This window comes from Streptomyces sp. NPDC025273, assembly GCF_040638585.1.
Classification (GTDB): domain Bacteria; phylum Actinomycetota; class Actinomycetes; order Streptomycetales; family Streptomycetaceae; genus Streptomyces; species Streptomyces cinereorectus.
In genome coordinates, this window is the sequence record NZ_JBEZYP010000002.1 from 213,593 (window position 1) to 236,779 (window position 23,187).

General features: G+C 73.2%; 23 protein-coding genes. 7 read left to right on the top strand and 16 right to left on the bottom strand.

Annotated elements, in window-relative coordinates; genetic code table 11:
• Window positions 1-4 precede the first annotated feature (4 nt).
• The 3 genes from AB0F38_RS05950 to AB0F38_RS05960 form a co-directional block, all read right to left on the bottom strand.
• Window positions 5-280 carry a hypothetical protein gene (locus AB0F38_RS05950; protein WP_361887290.1) on the bottom strand — a complete coding sequence of 92 codons (276 nt, stop codon included), beginning with the start codon at window positions 278-280 and terminating at the stop codon, window positions 5-7.
• Window positions 281-510: 230 nt separating this feature from the next.
• Window positions 511-1,248: a TetR/AcrR family transcriptional regulator gene (locus AB0F38_RS05955; protein WP_361887293.1), complete on the bottom strand. Its 738-nt coding sequence runs from the start codon at window positions 1,246-1,248 to the stop codon at window positions 511-513.
• 144 nt (window positions 1,249-1,392) lie between these two features.
• A complete protein-coding gene (locus tag AB0F38_RS05960) occupies window positions 1,393-2,328 on the bottom strand; it encodes a diiron oxygenase (protein ID WP_361887296.1) in 936 nt (311 codons plus the stop codon).
• Between the two features lie 177 nt (window positions 2,329-2,505).
• Here AB0F38_RS05960 and AB0F38_RS05965 point away from each other — a divergent pair, with 177 nt between their 5' ends.
• Window positions 2,506-3,615 carry a ferritin-like domain-containing protein gene (locus AB0F38_RS05965; RefSeq protein ID WP_361887299.1) on the top strand — a complete coding sequence of 370 codons (1,110 nt, stop codon included), beginning with the start codon at window positions 2,506-2,508 and terminating at the stop codon, window positions 3,613-3,615.
• Window positions 3,616-3,791: 176 nt separating this feature from the next.
• On the opposite strand, the gene AB0F38_RS05970 is transcribed toward AB0F38_RS05965, so the two are convergent.
• From AB0F38_RS05970 to ligD, 7 genes are all read right to left on the bottom strand, one after another.
• Window positions 3,792-4,040: a hypothetical protein gene (locus AB0F38_RS05970; RefSeq protein WP_361887917.1), complete on the bottom strand. Its 249-nt coding sequence runs from the start codon at window positions 4,038-4,040 to the stop codon at window positions 3,792-3,794.
• A 536-nt stretch (window positions 4,041-4,576) separates the two neighbouring features.
• Complete coding sequence (locus tag AB0F38_RS05975; protein WP_361887302.1) at window positions 4,577-5,641, bottom strand: amidase; 1,065 nt, start codon at window positions 5,639-5,641, stop codon at window positions 4,577-4,579.
• A 4-nt stretch (window positions 5,642-5,645) separates the two neighbouring features.
• Window positions 5,646-7,109: a penicillin-binding transpeptidase domain-containing protein gene (locus AB0F38_RS05980; protein ID WP_361887305.1), complete on the bottom strand. Its 1,464-nt coding sequence runs from the start codon at window positions 7,107-7,109 to the stop codon at window positions 5,646-5,648.
• A 25-nt stretch (window positions 7,110-7,134) separates the two neighbouring features.
• Window positions 7,135-8,511 carry an FtsW/RodA/SpoVE family cell cycle protein gene (locus AB0F38_RS05985; protein WP_361887307.1) on the bottom strand — a complete coding sequence of 459 codons (1,377 nt, stop codon included), beginning with the start codon at window positions 8,509-8,511 and terminating at the stop codon, window positions 7,135-7,137.
• A 62-nt stretch (window positions 8,512-8,573) separates the two neighbouring features.
• The gene (locus AB0F38_RS05990; protein WP_361887310.1) at window positions 8,574-8,888 is read right to left on the bottom strand and encodes a zinc-ribbon domain-containing protein; all 315 of its coding nucleotides are present in this window, start codon (window positions 8,886-8,888) and stop codon (window positions 8,574-8,576) included.
• Entirely contained in the window at window positions 8,885-10,996 is a 2,112-nt protein-coding gene (locus AB0F38_RS05995; protein ID WP_361887920.1) for a HEAT repeat domain-containing protein, read from the bottom strand. The genes AB0F38_RS05990 and AB0F38_RS05995 overlap by 4 nt, the downstream gene beginning before the upstream one ends.
• Before the next feature lie 171 nt (window positions 10,997-11,167).
• Complete coding sequence (gene ligD / locus AB0F38_RS06000) at window positions 11,168-12,061, bottom strand: non-homologous end-joining DNA ligase (RefSeq protein WP_361887313.1); 894 nt, start codon at window positions 12,059-12,061, stop codon at window positions 11,168-11,170.
• A gap of 59 nt (window positions 12,062-12,120) precedes the next feature.
• Between ligD and AB0F38_RS06005 the strand changes: the two genes are divergently transcribed.
• Window positions 12,121-13,245: a Ku protein gene (locus tag AB0F38_RS06005; protein WP_361887316.1), complete on the top strand. Its 1,125-nt coding sequence runs from the start codon at window positions 12,121-12,123 to the stop codon at window positions 13,243-13,245.
• Window positions 13,246-13,294: 49 nt separating this feature from the next.
• On the opposite strand, the gene AB0F38_RS06010 is transcribed toward AB0F38_RS06005, so the two are convergent.
• Window positions 13,295-14,953: a hypothetical protein gene (locus tag AB0F38_RS06010; RefSeq protein WP_361887319.1), complete on the bottom strand. Its 1,659-nt coding sequence runs from the start codon at window positions 14,951-14,953 to the stop codon at window positions 13,295-13,297.
• Window positions 14,954-15,346: 393 nt separating this feature from the next.
• Between AB0F38_RS06010 and AB0F38_RS06015 the strand changes: the two genes are divergently transcribed.
• The 3 genes from AB0F38_RS06015 to AB0F38_RS06025 all read left to right on the top strand — a co-directional run bounded on the left by AB0F38_RS06015 (window position 15,347) and on the right by AB0F38_RS06025 (window position 18,194).
• Complete coding sequence (locus AB0F38_RS06015; RefSeq protein ID WP_361887322.1) at window positions 15,347-16,609, top strand: NERD domain-containing protein; 1,263 nt, start codon at window positions 15,347-15,349, stop codon at window positions 16,607-16,609.
• Between the two features lie 52 nt (window positions 16,610-16,661).
• The gene (locus AB0F38_RS06020) at window positions 16,662-17,621 is read left to right on the top strand and encodes a D-2-hydroxyacid dehydrogenase family protein (protein ID WP_361887325.1); all 960 of its coding nucleotides are present in this window, start codon (window positions 16,662-16,664) and stop codon (window positions 17,619-17,621) included.
• A 114-nt stretch (window positions 17,622-17,735) separates the two neighbouring features.
• Window positions 17,736-18,194, top strand: coding sequence for a nuclear transport factor 2 family protein (locus AB0F38_RS06025; protein ID WP_361887327.1), 459 nt, complete (start codon window positions 17,736-17,738; stop codon window positions 18,192-18,194).
• A gap of 68 nt (window positions 18,195-18,262) precedes the next feature.
• Here the strand turns inward: AB0F38_RS06025 and AB0F38_RS06030 are convergent, their stop codons facing one another.
• From AB0F38_RS06030 to AB0F38_RS06040, 3 genes are read right to left on the bottom strand one after another with little or no spacing between them, the layout of a single operon-like run.
• The gene (locus tag AB0F38_RS06030) at window positions 18,263-18,415 is read right to left on the bottom strand and encodes a hypothetical protein (RefSeq protein ID WP_361887330.1); all 153 of its coding nucleotides are present in this window, start codon (window positions 18,413-18,415) and stop codon (window positions 18,263-18,265) included.
• Window positions 18,416-18,451: 36 nt separating this feature from the next.
• On the bottom strand, window positions 18,452-19,408 hold the full coding sequence (locus tag AB0F38_RS06035) for an MBL fold metallo-hydrolase (protein ID WP_361887333.1): 957 nt from the start codon (window positions 19,406-19,408) through the stop codon (window positions 18,452-18,454).
• Window positions 19,408-20,193 carry an SDR family NAD(P)-dependent oxidoreductase gene (locus AB0F38_RS06040; RefSeq protein ID WP_361887336.1) on the bottom strand — a complete coding sequence of 262 codons (786 nt, stop codon included), beginning with the start codon at window positions 20,191-20,193 and terminating at the stop codon, window positions 19,408-19,410. The genes AB0F38_RS06035 and AB0F38_RS06040 overlap by 1 nt, the downstream gene beginning before the upstream one ends.
• 210 nt (window positions 20,194-20,403) lie before the next feature.
• Between AB0F38_RS06040 and AB0F38_RS06045 the strand changes: the two genes are divergently transcribed.
• Both AB0F38_RS06045 and AB0F38_RS06050 read left to right on the top strand, forming a co-directional pair.
• On the top strand, window positions 20,404-20,895 hold the full coding sequence (locus AB0F38_RS06045) for an SRPBCC family protein (RefSeq protein WP_361887339.1): 492 nt from the start codon (window positions 20,404-20,406) through the stop codon (window positions 20,893-20,895).
• Window positions 20,896-21,117: 222 nt separating this feature from the next.
• A complete protein-coding gene (locus AB0F38_RS06050; RefSeq protein ID WP_361887342.1) occupies window positions 21,118-21,402 on the top strand; it encodes a hypothetical protein in 285 nt (94 codons plus the stop codon).
• Between the two features lie 46 nt (window positions 21,403-21,448).
• Here AB0F38_RS06050 and AB0F38_RS06055 read toward each other — a convergent pair whose 3' ends face one another.
• Together AB0F38_RS06055 and AB0F38_RS06060 are read right to left on the bottom strand one after the other, a co-directional pair.
• Entirely contained in the window at window positions 21,449-22,729 is a 1,281-nt protein-coding gene (locus AB0F38_RS06055) for an FAD-dependent oxidoreductase (protein ID WP_361887344.1), read from the bottom strand.
• Window positions 22,729-23,052, bottom strand: coding sequence for a 2Fe-2S iron-sulfur cluster-binding protein (locus AB0F38_RS06060; RefSeq protein ID WP_361887346.1), 324 nt, complete (start codon window positions 23,050-23,052; stop codon window positions 22,729-22,731). The genes AB0F38_RS06055 and AB0F38_RS06060 overlap by 1 nt, the downstream gene beginning before the upstream one ends.
• Between the last annotated feature and the right edge of the window lie 135 nt (window positions 23,053-23,187).

Sequence of the window (23,187 nt, forward strand, 5' to 3'; positions counted from 1 at the left end):
CCGCTCAGGTGCCGCCGCGCGGCTTGGTCCAGGGCCACTTGAGCGTGCGGCGCTCGCGGCCCCCGGGGGCGTACTCGTACACCCAGCCACGCTGCAGACCCAGCCGTTTCGTGTAGCCGGCCGGGGCCCGCCGGTAGGCGTACACCGAGGCGGGGCCGCCGTCGGCGGCCGGCACGGGGACCTCGTACCACTTGGGCGGGTGCCCGGTCGGGCCGAGGAGCACGGGCAGGACCCGGCCGTCCAGGGGGCCGCCGGTGAAGGGGGTGTTCTCGCTTTTCACCAGGTCAGTCTGACCCAGGCGGACGGCGGACCGCCCTCCCGGCCCGTGCCGTGCCGGCCGACGGTCGTCCCGCTCGCACGGGACGGCAGGTCCGCGGGGCGCGGGCGCGCCCGCGGGCCCCGACCGTGCCACCGGCCCTGTGCGTCCGGGACCGTGCGATCTCGATCGCCCGCCGCTTCGATCCAGCAGAGCTCTCCGGGCGCGGCCGGCCGGGCCCCCGCGGGTCACGCCTACGGGTTCAGCGACTCGGCCACCAGGGCCGCCAGCCGTCCGACGGGGCCGTCGGCGGTCTCCTGGCTCACCAGCTCCGCGGCCACGGACGCGGTCTCCTCGTCCGAGGCGGCGGTCGCCGCGAGCAGCGCGATCAGATGGTCCACCAGCCAGCCGCGCAGATCGGGGGCCGGGGGCTGCTTCTCCTCGTCCAGCCAGATCAGGGAGGCCGCTTCGACTGCCGCGATCCAGGTGCGCACCATCATCCGCAGCCGGGGCCCGGCGGCCACCTGGCCGGGCCCGGTCCCCCTGCCCAGGTGCAGCAGGATCTGCTCGGCCGCCGCCCGGCGCACACCGTCCACGATCGTGGACGTGCGCGAGGTCTCGGCGACACTGCCACCGCGCAGCAGCGCGCTGAAGCCGGCGTCGTGCTCGTCGACGAAGCCGAGGTAGCGGTCCAGGACCCGGCCCACCCGCTCGGTGGGCGGGCCGGTCATGGGCTCGGCGAAGCAGAGCGTCAGCTGCTCGGCGGCCGATCCGAGGGCGGCCTCGTACAACTGCTGCCGACCGCCCGGGAAATAGCGGTAGACCAGCGGCCTGGAGACGCCGGCCACGACCGCCACCTCGTCGATCGACACGTCGTCCGGCGCCCGGTGGGCGAAGAGTGTGAGTGCCGCGCCGAGGAGTTGCGCGCGGCGCTCCTCGACACCGAGCCGTCGGTAGGCGCGGGCGGGAGGTGCTGCGGGGACGGAGGTCATACTCCGAAGCCTAAGACCGGCCGGCACCCGGGGTGCGGCGTCACGGGGTCCGGTACGCACCCCGCGGAGGCCGTGGAACTCCGTCATGCCCCGTCCTCCGCCGCGGTGCCCCGGCCCCGGCCTGTCATCCGTGGGGGTGCCGGCTCAGGCCAGCAGTCCCGAACGCCTCCACAGCCTGCGCCCCACACCGTTCAGCACCCCGATGTCGTCGAAGAAGTCCGTCAGCCGCTTGGCCCCCGTCTGCATGACCTCGGTCCGGTGGCCGCTCGCCTTCACCTGGGCGACGGCTTCGCGGCGGTCCAGGCCGACGTTCTCGTACACCTGCGGGCTGACGAAGCAGACGGAGAAGACGCGCGCCGCCTCCCCGCAGCTCAGCCGGGTCAGCTCGCGCTCCCAGGCGGGCGCGGTCACCATCTGGCGGCGCAGTTCCTCGCGGGCGTAGCGGACGTGCCGGGCCTCCTCGACGACGTGGATGCGGGTCACGCCGCGCACGAGCGTCTGGACGCGCTCGTCGGGGAAGGTGAGCCGCTGCATCCAGTCCAGGATCTCCTCGCCGAGCAGCGTCGCGGCGAACGAACCAGGGGTGGTGGAGACCGTCTTCAGGATCCTCGCCAGGTTGTGGTGGACCCGGGGGACCGGGTACGTGGGTGCGCCGCCCCACAGGATCATGCGGCCGAACATCATCGAGTGCCGGCACTCGTCCGCTATCTCGGTGAGGGCGTAGCGGACGTGGTTGCTGGTCACGGGCTTGTCGTAGATGTGCCGGACCAGCAGCTGCATCAGGATGATCTCGAACCAGATGCCGAGCGAGGCCAGGGACGCCGCCTCGTGCCTGGCCAGATCCATCCGCTGCTCCTCGGACATCTTCCGCCACAGCGGGGTGTCGTAGAGGGAGACGAGCTCGGGCGGCCAGAACCACCTGCCTTCCTCGACGGCCGCATCCCAGTCGAGCTCGGTGTCGGGGTCGAAGGAGTGCTTGGCCGAGGATTCGAGCAGGCGTGCGGCGATCTGTTCGCGGTCCCTGAGCGGGCCGAGTGCGTCACGCAGCACCTGGACGTCCTCTTCGGACACTGTCGTCATGGCTGAAGGCACCTCGCACATGGGTTACCGGCGGTCATGCTTTATGAGACTACTTGTCAGCAAGGTCGTCAATCCCTTGCGCACGACTTGTTGACTACGCGTCTACCAACATGTGAACCTGCCAACTGAAGTCAGCACCACGGAACATACGATCCTCGCCAGGCGAAGGAGCTGTCCGTGTCGACACACGACCTCTACACCACCGCCCCCGACGCCCCGTCGTGGCAGGTACCCGCCAGCGGCGCGGCCCGGTTCAGCTGGGACTACGACGACGGCCGCGAACGCCTCCTCGCCCTCTACCAGAAGGGCAAGGACAAGCAGTGGGACGGCAACAAGCGCATCGACTGGAGCCTGGAGGTCGACCCCGCCGATCCGCTCGGCACCCCGGACGAGGCCCTCACGCTCCACGGCACCCCGTACTGGGCGAAGATGACCGAGCGGGACCGGGGTGAACTGCGCCTGCACTACACCTCCTGGCAGTTCAGTCAGTTCCTGCACGGCGAACAGGGCGCGATGGTCTGCGCGGCCCGGATCGTGGAGTCCGTCCCCGACCTGGACGCGAAGTTCTACTCCGCGACGCAGACGATGGACGAGGCCCGGCACGCGGAGATCTACGGGCGCTTCCTGCACGAGAAGGTCGGGATGCTCTACCCGATCAACGACAACCTCCAGGGCCTGCTCGGGGACACCCTGCGCGACTCCCGCTGGGACATGCCCTACCTCGGCATGCAGGTCCTCATCGAGGGCCTGGCACTCGCCGCGTTCGGCATGATCCGCGATACGACGACCAAGCCGCTGCCGAAGCAGATCCTCGCGTACGTCATGCAGGACGAGGCCCGGCACGTGGCCTTCGGGCGGATGGCGCTGCGCGACTACTACAAGCAGCTCAGCGACGCGGAACTGCGCGAACGCGAGGAGTTCGTGATCGAGGGCTGCTATCTGATGCGCGACCGGCTCAGCGGTGTGGAGGTGCTGGAGAACTTCGGCATCGCCAGGCAGGAGGCCCAGGACCTCTCCGAGCACTCGGAGTACCTGCAGCTGTTCCGCAAGCTGCTGTTCAGCCGCATCGTCCCGTGCGTCAAGGACATCGGACTGTGGGGCGAGCGCCTGCAGACGGCGTACGTCGACATGGGCGTCCTCGAGCTCGGCGACTCCAGCCTGGACCTGCTGATGGCCCAGGACGAGGAGATCGCCGAGCAGCTCGACAAGGACCGCTTCGCCGTGGAGGAGCGGGCGCGGGTGGCGGAGGTCGCGGACGCGATCGCCGAGGGCGGGGCGGCCGGCTGACCGGAGGCCGGCCGTAGCGGCCTCCGGCCGGCGGCCGGGGTCTCGCCTCGGGATCATGCCGGGCTCGCGGGGGCGGGCCTGATCCCGACGAAGGGCCAGTGCCGCGGCAGGCGACGTTTGCCCGGCGAGAGTGCGTGCCGGGCGTCGCGACGGGGCGAACGTCGCCTTGTGCGGCACTAGTTCTCGTCGGGGAGCTCGATCGTCTCGCCCTTCTCGTCGAGCGTCCGGGTGTTCCAGTAGGTGTCCCACTTGTCGCCCTCGTGCTCGGGGACCTTGCCCTCCGGGTAGCGGGCGTAGCCCTTGGGCGGCTCCTCGCCGTCGGGTACGCACGCGCTCCCGGCGCTTCCCACCGCCAGGACCGGGTATTCGCCGCCCCCGCAGGTGGCCTGCTGCATGGAGCAGGCGCTGGTGAGCAGCGCGACCATGACACCGGCCAGGGCGAGCCCGAGCGTGGTGCGTGACGGCGGACGGAGTCGGTCGGGCGTGTGCATGGTCGGTGCTCCCTCTGGTGTGCGGCTGACGGGGTACAGCCTGCCGTGACCGCAGGTGTGGATCGTGAGCACGCGTACTCATATCCGGTGTGCGTACCGGGCACGAGGGCGGAGGAGGGAGGCATGAACTCCCCTCCCGGCACGGGCGATTGTGCGGCAGCCCGGCGCAGTCCCGAAGCGGCTCGCCCTCGGTGACGCCTTCGGGGAGCGGTGGTTCCCGCTCCTCCGTCCGCCCCAGCCGGCGTAGGACGAGGTCCGGGTGCGCCGGACCCCGCACGAGCCCGTCCGGCTCGTGCTCTGCGGCATGTACGGGGGCTCGCCGGCCCGGAGCTCATGCGGGGCACGATGATGGAGGGCGCGGCCGAGGCGGAGGGGGCGACGGTCGCGGTGCCCCCGAAGGAGTTCGGGCCCGAGGGGTACGGCATCGCGGTGGAGTGCCAGGTCGTGCGGTCCGAGGATCCGCAAGCCGATCAGCTGAGGCGCGGCGGCGGCAGGACGCGCTCCACCGCCGTCGCCGCGCCCAGCAGCTCCGCGTCCCTCCCCCGGTCGGTCACCAGTTGGAGGCCGGCCGGGCAGCCGTCCGGGGTGAATCCGGCCGGCACGCTCGCCGCCGGGTGGCCGCTGAGGTTGAACGCCCAGGTGAGGGCCGTGGAGTAGACGTCGCCCGGGCCCTCGTGGCCGTGCGGCCGGTTCGGCGTGACCGGGGTGAGGAGCAGGGGCGTACGGGCGAAGAAGCCGTCGAGGGCGCGGTCGTTGGCGGCACGCAGCGCCCGGGTGGCGGGGGTCGGAGCCTGACCGCGTACCGCCGGCCACGCCTCCGCCGGATCGAGCAGGGTGACGGGGGCCCGGACGAGACGGATCACCCCTGCCGCGGCCAGCCGCTCGACCGCGGCCCGGGTCACCTCCGCCACGTCCGGGTCGACGGACGCGAAGCCCAGGTCCGGACTGTAGACGGCCGGGACCGGGAGCCGCGCCGGCCGGGGCGCGTACGCGTCCAGCACATGGCGCAGGTACGTCTCCGCCCGCGCCGCCGAGCTCGCGAGCACGCCGGGGGAGGCGAGGCCCGTGCGGTCGGCGGAGGGCAGCAGGCCCGTCGTCGTCTTCAGGCCGAACACCCCGCACCAGGCCGCCGGTATCCGTACCGACCCCGCCCCGTCGCTGCCCGTCGCCAGCTCCACCATGCCCGCCGCGACCGCCACCGCCGAACCCGCGGAGGAGCCTCCGGGAGTCCGGTCGGGGCGCCACGGGTTGACCGTACGGCCGTGCGCGCCCTGCCCCCAGGTCTGCCAGGGGGTGCCGGGACCGGGGACGGACGTGGCGCCGACCGGGACGGCGCCCGCGGCGATCAGACGGCGGGCCGCGTACGAGCGGATGCCCGCGCGGCCCTTCACCGCGAACGGCAGTCCGGCGAGCGGAAGGCCCCGGGCGGCCCGCTCCCGGGCCGGCGCCTCCTCGCGCCACACCTCCGTGAACGCGCCGAGCGCCGGGTCCAGTTCGTCGATCCGGGCCAGGGCCGCCGCCACCGCTGATGTCATGGGGTCAGTCTCGGTCCTCCAGCGCCGCCTCCATCACCGCCCGCGCGATCGGGGCCGCGCTGCCGCCGCCGCTGATGTCGGCCCGGTTCGCCGAGGCGTCCTCCACCACCACGGCCACGGCGACCGCCGGCCGCCCCGAACCCGGCTCCTGGGCCCAGGAGATGAACCAGGCGTACGGCGTGCCGGAGTTGTCGACGCCGTGCTGCGCGGTGCCCGTCTTGCCGCCGACCGTGACGCCCTCGATCGCCGCGTTCGTCCCCGTGCCGCTCTCCACGACGTCCACCATCATCCGCCGCAGCTGCACGGCTGTCGCCGGGTTCATCGCCCGGTGGTACGACTCGGTGCCCTGCCGGCGCACCGTGTCCCCGGCGTGCGTGGTCACCCGGTCCACCAGGTGGGGGCGGCTGAGGTCGCCGCCGTTCGCCACGGCCGAGGCCACCATCGCCATCTGGAGCGGGGTCGCCGTCGTGTCGAACTGTCCGATCGAGGACAGGGCCAGCTGATCGTCGCTCATCTCCGAGTCGAAGTTGCTGCGCGCCACCCCGGAGGGGATCTTCAGGTCGTCGTCGTTGAAGCCGAACCTGCCCACCGCCTCCAGCATCCCGTCCAGGCCCACCTCGACCCCCAGGTGTGCCATCACCGTGTTGCAGGAGACCCGGACCGCCTCCGCCAGCGAGGCCTTCCGGCAGCCGCGCGCCTCGTCGGGGAGTGTGGTCGAGGTGCCCGGCAGGACGTACGGGGACGGGGTGTCCGTCGCCGCGTCCGGGTCGGTCACCACGCGGGCGTCCAGGGCCGCCGCAGCCGTCACGATCTTGAAGGCGGAGCCGGGCGGATAGGTCTGCCGGATGGCCCGGTTGAGCATCGGCCGGCCGGCGGACCGGTTGAGCCGCGCCCAGGCGTCGGTGACCGAGGAGCCGGTGCCGGAGAGGAGCTCGGGGTCGTACGAGGGGGAGGAGACCAGCGCCAGGACCCTCCCGGTGGCCGGGTCGAGGGCCGCGACCGCACCGCGCCGGCCGGCCAGGCCCTCGTACGCGGCCCGCTGCACCGAGTCCTTGACGGTCGTGACCACGTTGCCCCCGGGCTGCCGGCTGCGGGTGAAGTCGCCCCACAGGGGGAGCGGGGCCAGGACCGGGGCGCTGCCGGACAGGATGTCGTCCTCGGCGTTCTCCAGCAGGGTGGTGCCGTACGTCTGCGAGGCGTACCCCGTCACGGGGGCGTACAGCGGGCCGTGGCGGTAGGTGCGCTCGTGGGCGAGCTGCTCGCCGGTGTCCTTCGAGCCGGTCACGGACTCCCCGTCGACCAGGATGTCGCCGCGCGGCCGGTCGTAACGGTCGATCGTGGTGCGGCGGTTGGCGGGGTTGCTGTTGAGCTCGTCGGCCTCGAAGAGCTGGACGCGGGCGGCGTTCGCCAGCAGCGCCACGAGGAGGAGCAGGCAGAAGGCGGCGGCCCGCCGGATGTACCGGATCACGAGGCGCCTCCCGGGCCGCGGGGCTTCACCGTTCGTCCTCGACGACCGGGGCGGGGGCACCGGTCCCCGCCTGGGGCGCCGGGGTACGGGCCACGTCGCTGACCCGGATCAGCAGCGCCACGATGATCCAGTTGGTGACGACGGACGAGCCGCCCTGGGCCAGGAACGGCATCGCCATGCCCGTCAGCGGGATCAGCCCCATCACCCCGCCCGCGATCACGAAGACCTGGAGGGCCAGGATCGACGCGAGGCCGATCGACAGCAGCCGCCCGAACGGGTCCCGCAGCGCCAGGCCCGCCCGGTAGCCGCGGGCCACCAGCAGGGCGTACAGCAGGAAGATCGCGGTGAGTCCGGCCAGGCCCAGCTCCTCGCCCGCGGTCGCCAGGATGAAGTCGGACTTGGCGGCGAAGCCGATCAGGACGGAGTGGCCGAGCCCGAGGCCGGTGCCGAGCATGCCGCCCGCGGCGAACGCGAAGAGGGACTGGGCGAGCTGGCCGGGCCCCTGGCCGGCGTCGATGGTGGCGTAGGGGTTCAGCCAGTCCTCCACCCGGCTGTGCACATGGGGTTCGAAGGACCCCACGACGAAGGCGCCCGCGGCGGCGAGGAGCAGCCCGACCGCGATCCAGCCGGTCCGGCCGGTGGCCACGTACAGCAGGATGACGAAGAGGCCGAAGAAGAGCAGCGAGGTCCCGAGGTCCCGTTCGAGGACCAGCACGCCGACGCTGATCAGCCAGATCGCGACGATGGGGCCCAGCACCCGGCCGGTGGGGAACTGGAGCTTCCAGATCGTGCGTCCGGTGTACGCGAGAGCGTTGCGGTTGGCGGCCAGGTACGCGGCGAAGAAGACGGCGAGCAGGATCTTGGCGAACTCGCCCGGCTGGAAGGAGAGTCCGCCGAACCGGATCCAGATCTTGGCCCCGTTCACGGCGGGGAAGAAGATCGGCACGATCATCAGGACCAGCGCCACCGCGACCGAGAGGTACGCGTAGCGCTGGAGCACCCGGTGGTCGCGCAGCAGGACCACGACGGCGATGAAGAACGCGACCCCGAGCGTGGACCAGATCAGCTGTGTCGTCGCCGCCTGGTCCCCCGGGGTCTCCAGGTCGAGCCGGTAGATCAGCACCAGACCCAGGCCGTTGAGGAGGACGGCGATGGGCAGCAGCAGCGGATCGGCGTACGGGGCGCGGAAGCGGACCGCGAGATGGGCGAGCAGGGACAGGAGGCCGAGACCGGCGCCGTAACCGGCGACGTCGGGAGGCACGGCGTTGTTCCTCGCGAGGCCGACGGCGGCGTAGCCGTAGACGGAGATGAGCACGGCCCCGATCAGGAGCGAGAGCTCGACCCCGCGCCGCTTGGGCAGGCGTAGCTCGGGCGGGCGTGCCTCCGCCGTCGTTGCGGTCATGTCCCGCAACGTAGCAAGAGGCGAGTGTTATTTCCCTTATGTCAGCTTCGTGGCATGTGCCCTCAGCTCTGGTACGGGTTCCGGCCGGGAGGCGCGTACCCGGGCCGCTGTGCCGTGCCGTGCGGATTGCCGTCCTGTCCCGCGTGGGCCTGCGCGAGCAGCTGGTCGGCCTCCTCCTTGGGTATCTGCCGTTCGCCGCCGCAGAAGGTGCACTGCGTGGCGTACTTCGTGGAGAACGGGAACAGGGGGATGAAGAACAGCGTGAACTTCGTGACCCGCTTGCGCAGCGTGTGCGCGGCGGGGTTGCCGCACCAGCCGCAGACCATCGTGAGGACGGCCAGCTGCTGGAGATAACCCCGCGTACCGAAAATGATCATGATGTGGTTCCTTTCCCCGTGGTGCTCAGAAGTGCCCGCCGGCACAGTGCCAGCAGTTTCTCGTCCTCATAAGTGTCGTGACTGCCGTAGCCGCCGTCCATCGCGTTGTGACGGCGTACGGAGAGGAGCTCGGCACGCAGCACCCGCACCGCGTCCGCTCCCGCCCCGGCCGTACCCATCCGCGCCAGGCATTCCGCGACGCGGACCCTGACGTGCCGGTTCTTCTCCCAGGCCGCGAGAAGCACCGGTACCGTACCGCCGGTCCGCCCGGTGACCTGCCACAGGGCGATCGCCGCGTCCACCCGGAGCCACAGCTCCTCGTGCGCCAGCAGGGCGCGCAGCCGGGGCGCGGCCACCGCCGCCCGCTCCCCGAGCCCGCCCAGCGCGCTCGCCGCCGCACGGCGGTCGTGCACCTGATCCGCCCGCAGGCCCTCGATCAGCACCGGCAGCACCGCGTCCGCGTCCCCGTCTATCGCCCACAGGGCCTCGGCCGCCTCCGTCGCGGCCGCCGTGCCGGGCCGCCGGATCAGCGTCCGCAGCTCGGGCACGGCGCACCGGGCCGCGGGGCCGAAGGACCCCAGCGCGCGCAGCGCCGCCGAACGCAGCCACTCGCCCCGGTACTCGGGTGCCCCCCGCAGCACCCGCAGCACCTCCGGCGCGGCCTCGCCCGCACGCAGTGCCGTCAGCCCGGCGAGCAGCGGGCTCGCCCGGTCGTACGCGCCCTCGTCCAGGTCGACCTCGCCGAGTCTGCGCCGCAGCGTCCCGGCGAGTGGGGCGGCCGTGCCGCCGAGATGCCCGATCGTGAAACCCACGTCGTGCGGCACCTCCGGCCGCTCCAGGGCCGCCGCCAGCGCGGGAAGCACCCGGGCGTCGCCCAGCCTGGCCAGCGCCTTCACCGCGGAACCCAGCCCGGGCGGCCCGCTGGACCATTCCCGCACCCAGCCACCGGGATCGGCGGCCACCCGTCCGGCCAGGGCGTCGGCAGCCGGCGCGGCCAGCCCGAACAGCTCCTCCAGCACGTGCGAGGCGGCCTCCGCCAGCCGCGGTTCCGGATCCGTGAGCTGGACACCGACCAGCCGCACCAGCCCCTCGTACGATCCGCGCCAGGCCCGTATCAGCCCGCTGCTCATCCGTACGGCGTCGATGCGCTGCCACGGATCGGGGCTGCGCAGCTGGTCGGTGAGCAACGCCGTGCGGTCCTCCACGCGGTCGTCCAGGCCGACGTGCAGCGTCCGCAGCAGATCGGCGGCCCAGGGCGTGCCGCGCCCCGCGGACTCCTCCGCGGACAGCGCCCGCAACTGCTCCACCAGCGTCGGCGTCGCGTTCCGCTCCACCACCGGCCTTTCGGTGCCGGGCGCCTCCACGGGCTGCGGCTCCGGCCGGGCGGGCCCGGAGCGCAGCTCCCGAAGCAGCCCCGACACCACCCGGACGACATCGCCGGGCAGGGCGTCCGGGGCGCACCGCGCCAGCTGTGCGAGGGCCGCGAGCCGCAGCCCCGGCGCGTACGCTTCCGCGGCGAGCCGGCTCAGCCAGTCCGCCGCCTGCCCGGCCAATGGGCGGTGGCGCAGCGCGACCCGTCCGGCCGCCTCGACGAGCGCCAGCCGCACCTCGTCGTCCGCCTCCACCGGAAGGCGCTCCCGCAGCAGTGCCAGCACCTTGACCGGATGGCTGTGCAGCGTGGCGAGGGCCAGCGGCGCCGCCAGCCGTACGCCCGGGTCCTCGTCGGCGATCAGCTCGAAGAACACCCCCGCACCCGCGGTGACGGCGGCCGCCGCCATCGCGTAGTTCGCGGCGCCCTCGATCTCGTCCTCGTCCAGGTCGTCCTCGTCCAGATCGATGCCGCCGATGCTGGTCAGCAGCTCGACGACGGGGCCCCGGTCCTGGAGGCCGGGATCCACGACCAGCTCGAAGAGGAACGGGATGCAGGCGAGCGTGCACGCGTACACGTCGCCCTGGTGGTGCACCGCGCCGTACATCCCGTCGAGCGCGCTCTCGCGCTCCGCCGGATCGGCCGATGCGAGTCCCTGCAGGAGCCCCGGCACATCGTCGGCCGGCCCGTAGGCATGCTCCATCGAGGCCCAGTCGACCTCGTCGATCCCCGCGAACACGCCCATCCCCTCCCCGTGTCGTCTTCTGCTCCGAACCCGGTCGATACCGTGTTCATGAAGCAGCGTCTGCGCAGAGTGTGCACCACGGCCAGGACAATCCACCGTCCACTTGTGGCCTTTCCTGTGGTGTGGCAGCACAGCTGTGGGCCGGCTGTGATTCCCCTGTCCGCTTCAGCCGGCGGGGAGCGGGCGCGCCTGCCGGGGATCGTTCAGCGGATCGAGCAGGTCCCCGTGGCGGGCGATCCTGGCCGCCATGTCACCGGCGAGGAAGACCAGCTCCGAGGGTGCCCCGCAGGCCTCGATCTCGTCCCAGGTGACCGGCGCGGAGACGGTCGGGCTGTCCTTCGCGCGCAGGGTGTACGGGGCCGCGGTCGTCTTCGCCGCGGCGTTCTGGCTGAAATCGACGAACACCTTCCCGGGGCGCAGGGCCCGCGTCATCCGGTACACGGCCAGATCGGGCAGTGCGCCGTGGGCCTCGACGGCCAGCGCCTTCGCGTACGCCGTCACCTCCTCGGACGGGCCGGGCTCCAGCGGGACGAGCAGGTGCAGCCCCTTGGACCCCGAGGTCTTCCCGTACGCGGACAGTCCGTCGGCCGCCAGCCGCTCGCGCAGCCAGAGCGCCACCGTGCAGCACTCGACGATGCTCGCGGGCACCCCGGGGTCCAGATCGAACACCAGCCGGTCCGCGACCGCGGGCCTGTCCTGGCGCCACTGATGGGTGTGGAACTCCACCACCAGATTCGCCGCCCACATCAGCGAGGGCAGGTCCTGCACGAGCACCTGGCGGGCGCCCGGCTCGTCATGGCGGGGCACCGGGGCCGTCCGCACCCAGTCGGGTGTACCGGGCGGCGGATTCTTGGTGAAGAAGCGCAGCCCCTGCGGGCCGTCCGGGTACCGGAGGAAGGAGAGTGGCCGGTCGCGCAGGTGCGGGAGCATCACGTCCGCCGCCGTGGCCGCGTAGTAGTGCAGCACCTCGCCCTTGGTGGTGCCGGTGGCCGGGTACAGCACCTTGTCGAGGTTGCTGAGCGCCAGGCGCCGCCCCTCCACCTCCGTGATCGGCGTCATACGATAAGAATCACATGAAATCGGTTGTATGAGTTCTTTGCGGGTGTAAGGGGTGAACGGTGAGGTCCATCTGGAACGGAGCCATCTCGTTCGGGCTGGTCAGCATCCCGGTGAAGCTGATGAACGCCACCGAGAACCACTCGATCTCCTTCCGGCAGATCCACCTCGCCGACGGTGGCCGGATCCGGTACCGCAAGGTCTGCGAACTCGACGAGCAGGAGGTCACCAGCGCCGAGACCGGCAAGGCGTTCGAGGACGCCGACGGCACGGTGATCCCCGTGACCGACGAGGACCTCGCCTCGCTCCCGCTGCCCACGGCCAGGACGATCGAGATCGAGGGCTTCGTCCCCGCCTCCGCGATCGACCCGCTCCAGCTGGACTCGGCCTACTACCTCTCGGCCAACGGGGTCCCGGCCGCCAAGCCGTACGCCCTGCTGCGCGAGGCGTTGAAGCGCAGTGGGAAGGTCGCCGTCGCCACGTACGCGCTGCGCGGGCGGGAACGGCTCGGCATGCTGCGGGTGACCGACGACGTCATCGCGATGCACGGCCTGCTGTGGCCGGACGAGATCCGGGCCCCGGAAGGCGTCGCCCCGGACTCGGGTGTCAGGATCCGCGACGCCGAACTCGACCTGGCCGACGCCCTGATGAACACCCTCGGCGAGGCCGACCTGGACACACTCCACGACGACTACCGCGAGGCGGTCGAGGAGCTCGTCGCGGCGAAGGCCGCCGGGGAGACCGTGGAGGCGGAGGAGGACGAGGGCGAAGGGGGCGGTCAGGTCATCGATCTCATGGCGGCGCTGGAGAGCAGTGTGCGGGCGGCGAAGGAGTCCCACGGGGAGGCCGGGGGCGCCGGGGGAGGGATGGCGGAGGTCCACCCCATCGAGTCCGGCAGGAGCGGCGGTACCGAGCGGACCGGGGCCGCGTCGAAGCGGACGCCCTCGAAGCGGGCCGCGCCGAAGAAGGCGGCTACCGGGAAGAAGGCCGCGCCGGGGAAGAAGGCCGCGCCGGGGAGGACGGCCGCGAAGAAGACCGCGGCGAAGACGACCACGGCGAAGAAGACCGCCCCGCGGAAGTCCGCTGCGAAGCAGACGGCGGCGAAGAGGACCTCGACGAAGACCACGACGAAGAAGTCCGCGGCGGAGAAGCCGGCCCCGGCCGCGCGGAAGCGCACCTCGGCCTGAGGCGCGGGCTCCCGCCCGCACGGTCCGGCTGACCGGGCCGCCGCGGCTCTCACCGTCGGAACGAGGAGGGTTTCAGCGGGTCCGCCAGGGGCGGGAGGTCCAGGCCGTACTTGTCCCGCTCGATGAGATAGGTGCAACTCGTGTACGAGTAACCGGGCTTGACGCGGGAACCGGACGCGTAACTGTCCACGTCCGACGTGGCTCCCGTGCCGTGCTTGTAGAGGAAGTGGTACTCGCCCGCCGGGAGCCGCAGCCGCGCCTTCGGGTACGACGTGCCGCTCGCCCTGCAGGCGCGGGACGCGCCGGCGGCCTCGCCGCTGTACCGCTCGCAACTGCCGCAGGCCTTCAGCTTCACGGTGCCGGTGACCGGCCCGGTGTAGAGCACCTCGACGTCGTTCGGTGCGTCGTTGCTGATGACGAGCTCCATGCGGGCGCCGCCCGGCTCGCCGCTCCCGGGCAGGCGCTTGCCGGCCGAGGGCCTCTCCTCGGCTATCTCGGCGGCTATGACGATGTCGCGGGCCCGTTGCCTGCGCCGGTCGTCCTTGTAGGTGTCCGCGAAGTCCGTCAGCGTCTGCCGCGCCTCCGGGAAACGCTTCTCCTCGAACTCGTCCACACCGCAGGCGTACACCCCGTCACGCACCCCCGCCTCGGCCTGTGCGCCCAGCGAGGGAACGGAGGTCGCAGGGAGATCCGTGACCAGGGAACTCATCCTGCGCAGCCCTCCGGTGACGGTGCAGGGGTCCGCGCCCTTCAGGGCGGCCACCCGCTGCCGGATCTCCGCGCTGACGGCCGGGCCCACCTGCCCCGCCTGTGAGGACTCGGGGAACGTACGCAGCAGCGTGCCCAGCTCCTCGCCGCCGGACCCCGTGCCCGCACCCTTCAGCCGGGAGACCCCGCAGGCGTACAGCGACTCCGCGAGCGGGGTGTCGGGCCGGCCGACGAGGTCGCCCAGCAGCTTCCTGTCCACGGTCCCGGGCACGGTCCGCAGATGGGTCAGGGGGTCGACGGCGGCGCAGTACCTCTTCTCGCCGTACGGCAAGGAGACGGCGTCGTAATAGGCCTTGAGGCGGGCGGGTACGAGCGCGGCGGCGCGCGATCCGGGGTGGTCCTCGCCCAGCTCCCGGTAGAGGGTGAGCGCGTACCGGTAGTCCGGCGCCGAGAGGGCGAACGGGCTCTTCGACGCCTTCGCGACCCGGTCGTCGCCTTCCTCCAGCCGGTCGAGCAGCTCCTGCTCGACCGCCTCCTCCCGTGCCGAGGCGTGGACCGCGGTGCCGGTCACCGGCACGGCCAGCAGCACCACGCCGAGCACGGCGGCGAGGACCGGCCGGGGCCCCAGGCCGAAGTCCGCACGCAGCGCGATCCGGGCCGCGTCCGCTGCGGCGAGGAGGAGCAGGAGGAGATAGCCGGCGACGAGGAGGGCGGGCACCCCGTCCGGATCGGCGGGCAGCGCGACGAGCAGCAGCACCACGGTCGCGGCCCAGCTCACCGCAGCTCTGCGCCACCGGCGCACCAGGAGGTGGCCGAGCCCCAGCCCGGAGAAACTGAGCAGGCCGGCGGCGACGGCACGCAGCGCGGCCCCCGGCGGGGGCGGACCGACCGTCGGCGGCCGGGCGGGTGGCGGCGGGGTCTCCCCGTCGTGCCCGGGTCCGGGCTGCGGCCCGGTCCCGGGTCCGGGCTCGGGCACACTCCACCGATCGCGCGAATCCATACGGTCCCCCCACCGTCGAACCCTGTCAGGTCCCCGGAGGCTGCCCCGTCCGCTTCCCGTTCACGCCTGCCTCCCGAATATTCGCGGAGCGCCGGATCCGCGCACGGTCGCGCGGGGGGCCGGTCTCGTGGCCGATGCCGCTCGTACAGGTGACGGGAACACCGTTTCCAGGGTCCGGGAGGAGGTACGGACGATGATGGACGCCTGTCCGGCACCCGGCCTCCCCCTGGTCCGACCGGGGATGCCGGAGCAGTCCGGGGCACACCGGCCCCGGGCCGCCCCGGAACGCCGTGCCCTCGACTCCGCGCGCCCGCTCTGCGCCCTGTCCGGTGCTCGGACCGCCGTACAGGCTGGGGGAGCAGGACGTCGGAAGGGTGAACACGAGGGGACACGATGCAGGATCTGAAGGTCACGTCATGGCAGCTCTTCGGGCACGACCGGCTCTATGTGAACCTGCCGGACGGCACCGCGATCGGATGGGCGGACCTGGCCAGCGGCACGATAACGGTCCTGCACCCGCGCTACCGCGACGCCGTCACCGACGCACTCGCGCGCCAGGTCCCGGACATCCCCGCCCTCGGTGAGGTCGCCCCGCCGGGACCACCGGCTCAGGCCGTGCCCGCGCCGGTACCGCGGATCCCGCCGCTGCGCCGGATGCGGAAGCGGGGCGCGGACCGGGGCGCCGCGGCCCAGGAGCCGGAGGCGCTCCCGGTGCCGGACGTGCCCGCGGTGCCGGACCTGTCGCCTGCCGCGGCCCCGGCGCGTGACCGGGCCGGGGCGCAGGCGCCGAGACAGCGCCGTGTGCCGGTGGAACCGGAGCCCCGCCCCGGCCCGGCGCGGGATCCGCACATGAGCCCGCGAGCGCCCGAGCGCGGCCGGGTGGAGGGGCGGGCCCCGGTCGCGGATCCGTACCTGGCGGGAGTGCCGAAGCAGGGGCGGGTGCCGGAGCAGGAACAGGCACCGCAACGGACGCGGGTGCCCGAGGAGGGGCCGGCTCCGGTGGCCCGACGGGACCGGCGGGCCGGGCTGCCGGCGCTGACTCCCGCGAGCGACCTCGCCACGCGACGGCCCGGTGCCGCGCTCCGGGAGCGGCTCGACACGACCGGCCCCGGAGCGCTCGTGCGCGCCGCCACCGGGGCGCTGCGGCGGCACAAGGACGCGGATCCCCGCCGGACCGCGCTGACCGGGGAGCGGCGGGTGGGAGCCGAGCTGAAGCGTCTGACCCGGCACGGCTGGCGGGTGCTGCACTCCGTGCCGCTCCCGGACGGTGCGGAGATCGGCCATCTGCTCATCGGGGCCGGCGGTGTGTTCGCCGTGCGGACCGAGCACCACCCGCAGACGGCCGTACGGCTCGGGGACGGCACCCTGCAGATCGGGGACGGCGCCCCGGATCCGTACGTTCTCGACGACCGCCCCGAGTCCCGGCGCGCCCAGGCCGTGCTGGAGGCGCACTGCGCCTTCGCGGTGCCCGTGCAGACCGTGCTGGTGTTCGTCGGCGTCACCACCCTCGACGTACTCGCCACCCCGCCCGGGGTCCGCGTCTGCCGGGAACGCCAGGTGTCCGCCCTCGCCCCGCTGACCGGCGTGCTCACCGCCACCCAGGTGGAGCGCGTCTACGACGTCGCGCGCAACCGGGAGGCCTGGCTGGATGCGTGAGCCAGGGGCGGCACCGGTAGATTCCCGGTGCCGCCACCCAGGGAGAAGACGGATGACGCTTCGCTGCGCCGTGCTCGACGACTACCAGTCCGTCGCGACGACCGCCGCCGACTGGTCGCCGGTCACCGACGAGGTCGACGTGGTGAGTTTCGCCGGGCACTTCGCCACCGAGGACGAACTGGCCGACGCCCTGGCCGGCTTCGACATCGTCGTGACCCTCCGCGAACGCGTGCCCTTCCCCGCGCGGCTGATCGAGCGGCTGCCCCGGCTGCGGCTGCTCATCGCCTCGGGCATGCGCAATTCCGTCATCGACCACGCCGCCGCCGAGCGGCACGGGGTCACCGTCTGCGGTACCGCCAGCACGTCCACCCCGCCCGTCGAGCTCACCTGGGCCCTGCTGCTCGGGCTGGCGCGCGGGATCGTGCCCGAGGCCAACGCCCTGCGGGACGGTGGTCCCTGGCAGTCCACGGTCGGGGCAGATCTGGACGGGCGGCGGCTCGGACTCCTCGGGCTCGGGAAGATCGGCAGCAAGGTCGCCCGGGTCGGGCTCGCCTTCGGCATGGACGTGGTGGCCTGGAGCCGGAACCTGACCCCGGAGCGGGCCCAGGAGGCGGGCGTGGGTCTCGCCGCGTCGAAGGAGGAGCTGCTGGCGACCAGCGACTTCGTCTCCGTCCACCTGGTGCTGAGCGACCGGACCCGGGGACTGCTGGGGGCCGGGGAGCTCGGCCTGATGCGGGCCGGCAGCTATCTGATCAACACGTCGCGGGCGGCGATCGTCGACCAGGACGCCCTGCTCGACGTGCTCCGCAGGGGGGCCATCGCGGGCGCCGCGGTCGACGTGTTCGACGTCGAGCCCCTTCCGGCGGACCACCCGATGCGCACCGCGCCGCGTCTGCTGGCCACCCCGCACCTGGGCTACGTGTCGCGGGCCAACTACGCGACGTACTACGGACACGCCGTCGAGGACATCCGGGCGTTCCTCGACGGGAAGCCCGTCCGCCTGCTCGGCTGACGCCCCGGCGGGCAGCGCCCGAAGCGAGCGCCTCTCCAGTGGGGCTGCAGTCCCGCCCGGCAGGCTGGTGGTGATGGCACGGCCATGAGGGCAGCCGTCGCGAAGGGAGTTGCCATGTCTCAGCCGGTCGGGACCCTCCGTCAGCAGGTCACGGGTGACCTGTATGCCGAGGTGCAGACCTTCTACGCCCAGCAGATGCGACGGGTCGACGCCCTCGACATCGAGGGATTCGCCGACACGTTCACGGACGACGGGGAGGTCGTGCACGCGGGCGGCCAGCGGCAGAGCGGACGGGAGGAGATGATCGCCGGGATGCGGGCCAACCTGCCCCGCTACCGGGACATCGCCGTACGGCACTGGTTCGGGCATCTGATCATCGAGCCCGACGCGGCCGACGAGGACACCCTGCGTGTCTCGTACTACACCCTGGTCACGCAGACCGACCGCGAGGGGAAGGTCGCCTTCCAGCCGACCTTCACCGTGGACGACGTGCTCGTGCGCCGCGACGGCCGGCTGCTGACCCTGTCCCGGGTGATCCACCGCGACACCCCGGTCGCTCCGCCCGCTTCCTGAGCGTCGGATCCGGTACGTGGACGAGGGGCCCTGCGCGCAGGGCCCCTCGTCCACGTACCGGATGGCGGTCAGTCGATGCCCCGGCAGATGTGCGGTTCGCTCCCGTCGTCGTCGGGGTCCCCGGCCAGCAGCAGCGGCACCCAGCGTGGAACGGCGTTCAGCGGTGCGGGTGGCAGAGGTTCCGGGTCCACCGTCTCGCGGTCCAGCAGCATCGTCTCCATCGACGAATCCTCCTCGGGGATGTGCGGTGTGCGCGGTCAGGCATGACAGGCCGGCAGCCCGCCGTGGAAGGCGACCATCTCCTTGAAGGAGGCCGCCACATCGATGCGGGCGCCCGGGGCTAGGCCCTCGAGTTCCGCGTAGGCGCGGTGCAGGTTGCCGACGAGCCGCTCGGAGTCCAGCAGGGAACCGAACGCCCCGAGGTCCGCCTCCCGCGCCGCCCGCAGCGGACTCAGACCGCGGCTCAGGCCGCTTTGCGCCAGCGCCTGGAGCAGGTGCAGGTACGCCTCCGTGGCGTCGATCAGCTCGGGGCCGCCGACCGGGCCGTGCCCGGGGACCACCACGTCCGGCCGCAGCGCCCGCATCCGCTCCAGGGCGCGCAGCGAACCGGTGACCGACCCCATCAGGATGTACGGGGTCACCCCCGACCAGACCACGTCGCCGGTGAACAGGACCGCGCGCTCCGGCACCCAGGCCACCACGTCGTTCGCCGTGTGGGCGGGACCCACGTGGAGCAGCTCGGTGCGCAACCGGTCGCCGTACAGCGTGAGTTCGTCCCGGAACGTCAGGGTGGGCAGCGTCAGCGGGGTCTCGCCCCAGTCCACGTCCGGCCACAGCCCGCGCAGCCCCAGGCCCGCCTCCTGCGTGTCCGCCCGGGTCCCCGCGTGGGCCACGATCACCGCGCGCGGGGCGAACTGGCCGTTGCCGAAGGTGTGGTCGCCGTGGAAGTGCGTGTTGACGACGTAGTCCGGGCCGCCGGGCACGATCCGGGCCACTTCCTCCCGCAGCCGCCGGGTACGGGACTCGGTCGCCGCCGTGTCCACCAGGACGGACCGGCCCCCGCCGGCGACCAGGCCCGCGTTGTTCAGGCACCAGCCGCCCTCCGGCTGGACGAAGGCGTACACCCCGTCGGCGACCGGCACCAGGGACCCGGGCCCGGCCGTCCGCGCGGGCACCGGACCCGCCGTGCGCACCTCGTGCGTGCCGGTCGTCATCAGTAGTTCCCCAGCCCGCCGCAGACGTTCAGCGCCTGCGCCGTGATCGATCCGGCGGTGTCGGAGGCGAGGTAGCCGACCAGGCCGGCGACCTCTTCCGGGGTCGAGTAACGGCCCAGCGGGATCTTCGCGTTGAACTTGTCCTGGATCTCCTGCTCGGTCACTCCGTAGTGGCCCGCGTAACCCTGCCGTACCCGCTGGGCCATCGGCGTCTCGACATAGCCCGGGCAGACGGCGTTCACGGTGATCCCGGTGGGCGCGAGCTCCTTGCCCACGGCCTTGGTGAAGCCGATGACACCGTGCTTGGAGGCCGAGTAGGGCGCGGCCAGCTCGACGCCCTGCTTGCCGCCGGTGGAAGCGATGTTGATGATCCGCCCCCAGCCGCCCTCCCGCATCAGGCCGGTGCTCAGCACCTCCCGGGTCACCCGGAACGTGCCGTTCAGATTGGTCTCGATGACGTCGTCCCAGAGGGAGTCCTCCAGCTCGGCGGTCACCCCGCCGCCGCCCCGGCCCGCGTTGTTCACGAGGATGTCGATGCGCCCGTACTCGGCCACCGCGGCCCGTACGGCCTCCCGGATCTGCTCCGGGGACGTCACGTCGCACACCGTGCCGGCCACTTCGAGGCCCTGTTCGCGCAGTTCCTTGACCACCGTACGCACGCTCTCCGCGCCGCGTGCCACACCGAACACCGCGGCACCCTGCCGCGCGAGCAGCTCGGTCACGGCCAGGCCGATCCCGCTGGTCGCCCCGGTGACGAAGGCCACTCGCCGTCCTGCGTCTGTCATCGTGCTCTCCCCATCGTTCGTGCCGGCGGATCCCGGACCCATCGGCTCGACGGTGGGCCCGCCGCCTTGCGGGGATCTCGTACGGCGGTGGAGCCGGGCCCGGACCCGGGGTGTCGAGCGGTACTCGATACGGGGCCTAGGGCGGCCGGTCAGCGTGGGCGTATTCGATGCGGCGACCGGGCGGACGCCCGGCTGGAGCGAGGAGACCCCGTGCCCGAGCAGACGCAGACCCTGCCCGATGTCAGGAAGTCGGTCACCGTGGCGGCGACGCCCGATGAGTGTTTCAAGGTCTTCACCGAGCGCCCCGCGGACTGGTGGCCGCCGAGCCACGTCCTGGTGCGCAAGGAGCGGGCCGGCCTGGCCTTCGAGCCGGGTGTGGGCGGGCGCTACTACGAGTGGGACGTGGAAGGCACCCAGATCGCCTGGGGCCGCGTGCTGGAGTGGGCGCCCGGCCGCCGGGTCGCCATGACCTGGCGCGTCGACCCCAACTGGCAGTCGATCCCCACGGACGACCGGGCCAGCCGGATCGAGGTCGACTTCGAGGCCGTCGACGAGGGGCACACCCGGGTGTCGCTGGCCCATGTCGAACTGGACCGGCACGGCCCCGGCGCCGAGCGGATCTTCAAGGCGCTGGACGGTCCCAGCCCGGGCGAGACGCTGGAGCGCTTCGCGCGGGCGGTCGCCGACGGGTCCGGGGCGTGAGCGGCGGCCGCAGCGTCCTGGACGCTCCGGCCGCCACGGAGACGGGACCGGCCGCGGGGACCGGGCCGGCCGGGGAGGCGGAAAGGCCCCCGCCACCGGGCCGGCCCCCGCGGCCGGCCGCGCACGCCCGCCGCGCCGCACGCCGCCGGCGCGGACACCCGGCGCGGACCGGCCGGGGAGGTCACCGACGCGATCCGGGAGGACGGCTTCGCCCGGCACTTCGTGGCCGCGCGCTCACGGTCGTTCGCCCCGCACGGGCCGGCACGCTGCGAGCGCGACGCCGCGTACGCCGCCGAGACCCTGCGGGAGGCCGTCACCCTGCTCGTCGGCGCGGCCGGCACCCCCGGCCCCGGTGACGGACACGCCCCGCAGCGGTTCCGGCGGGACATCACCACCGCCACCGGCCAGGTGGCGCTCCGGTACGACACGGCCGCGCGCGAGCACCACGCGGCCGTCCTGCCCGGCCCCGGGGCCCGAGAGGCGCGGGGAGGCCGGAGGAACGGGTGAGGGGGCGTCCGGGACGAGGAGTCCCGGACGCCCCCTCATGTGCGCCTCAGGCGGGTACGGACTGCCGCGTGCCCGTGGACATGGCCGACCGCGGCGAGGCGCGGGGCAGCTTCTTGAGGTCGAACCCCGGCTGCCGCACCGTCGCGGGCGTCAGGTCCGTGCCGGCCGTCAGCAGCCGCCGGGCGATGCCGTGGTCCGCGGGCCGGTTCACCGACTCGACGCCCGTCAGCCGCCCGTCCCGGAAGCAGAAGACGGAGAAGCGCCCGCCCTCCGTGTCGCCTACGGTCACCGTCGTGTCGTGGCCCGCCGTCAGCCCGGCGATCTGCAGCCGCAGTGCGTACTGCTCCGACCAGAACCATGGAACCGCCGTGTACGCGTACGGCTCGCCGCAGATCGCCGCGGCGACGCACCGCGCCTGGTCGGAGGCGTTCTGTACGGACTCCAGCCGGATGTGCCGGCCGGCCTGCCGGCTGGGGAAGCGGGCGCAGTCGCCGAGGGCGTAGATGTCCGGGTCCTCGGTCCGCAGCCGCTCGTCCACGACGACGCCGTCACCGACGAGCAGTCCCGCGGAGAGCGCCGGCGCGGTGTTGGGCAGCACCCCGACCCCGACCACGACCAGGTCCGCGGCGATCCGCTCGCCGCCGTCCAGCTCTACGACGTGCACCCTGCCCCCGCCGTGGCCGTGCAGCGCCGCCACCTCGCGGCCCAGCAGCAGCCGGACCCCGTGGGCGCGGTGCTCCGCGACGAGCCGGTCCGACATGACGGGCGTCAGCGCGCGGGCCAGGGCCCGGGGCTGCGCCTCGACCACCGTCACGTCGTGGCCGAGCCCGCGCGCGGTGGCCGCGACTTCGAGGCCGATGAACCCGGCGCCGACCACGACGAGCTGCCGCGGCGGCCCCGCGAGGCGGAGCCGCAGGTCCTCCGCGTCGGCCAGCCCGCGCAGGGTGAGCACCCCGGTCAGCGAGGCCCCGGGCACCGGCAGGGTGCGCGGCCGGCATCCGGTCGCCAGGACCAGCGAGCCGTACGGCAGGCGGAGACCGGAGTCCAGCAGCACGGTGTGCCGGTCCCGGTCCACCGAGGCGACCCGGTCACCCGTGATCAGCTCGATGTCCTGCTCGGCGAAGAACGACGCGGGCCGCAGCAGGACCTCGTCGGCCGTCACCGAGCCCGTGAGGTAGCCCTTCGACAGCGGGGGACGGTGGCAGGGGCCCGGAGGTTCGTCGCCGACGAGGGTGATCCGCCCCTGGAAACCGCGGCTGCGCAGGGCGCACGCGGTGTCGAATCCCGCCTGGCCCGCTCCGGCGACGACCACCGAGTGCGCGGCCATCAGCTCTGCGCCTCGGGAAGGTGGACCAGCAGGCCGTCGAGCTCATCGGAGATGGGCAGCTGGCAGCTCAGCCGGCTGAACTCGTTGCGCTCGCAGGCGGTGCCGTACAGCACGTCGTCCTCGACGGAGTCCATCGCGGGCAGCGGCAGCGTGTTCGCCTCGTCGATGTACACGTGGCAGGTGCCGCACTGGGCGGAGCCGCCGCACTGCGCCTCGATGCCGTCGACGTTGTTCAGCTTCGCACCGCGCATGACCGTGCCGGGCGCCCGGACGTCGACGACGGTGACGGTACCGTTCGGATGCTTGTAGGTGATCTTGGCCATGGCGTGCTCTCCTCGTGGAATGTCGGTCGGCCGTGGGGCGGGTACTGCTCGTGCGCGCGCCCGGCGGGGGGCGGTGCCTCCATGGGTTCCCGGTGGCCCCGCCCCGCCGGCCGCCTCGTGCGGGCCGGTCGGCGG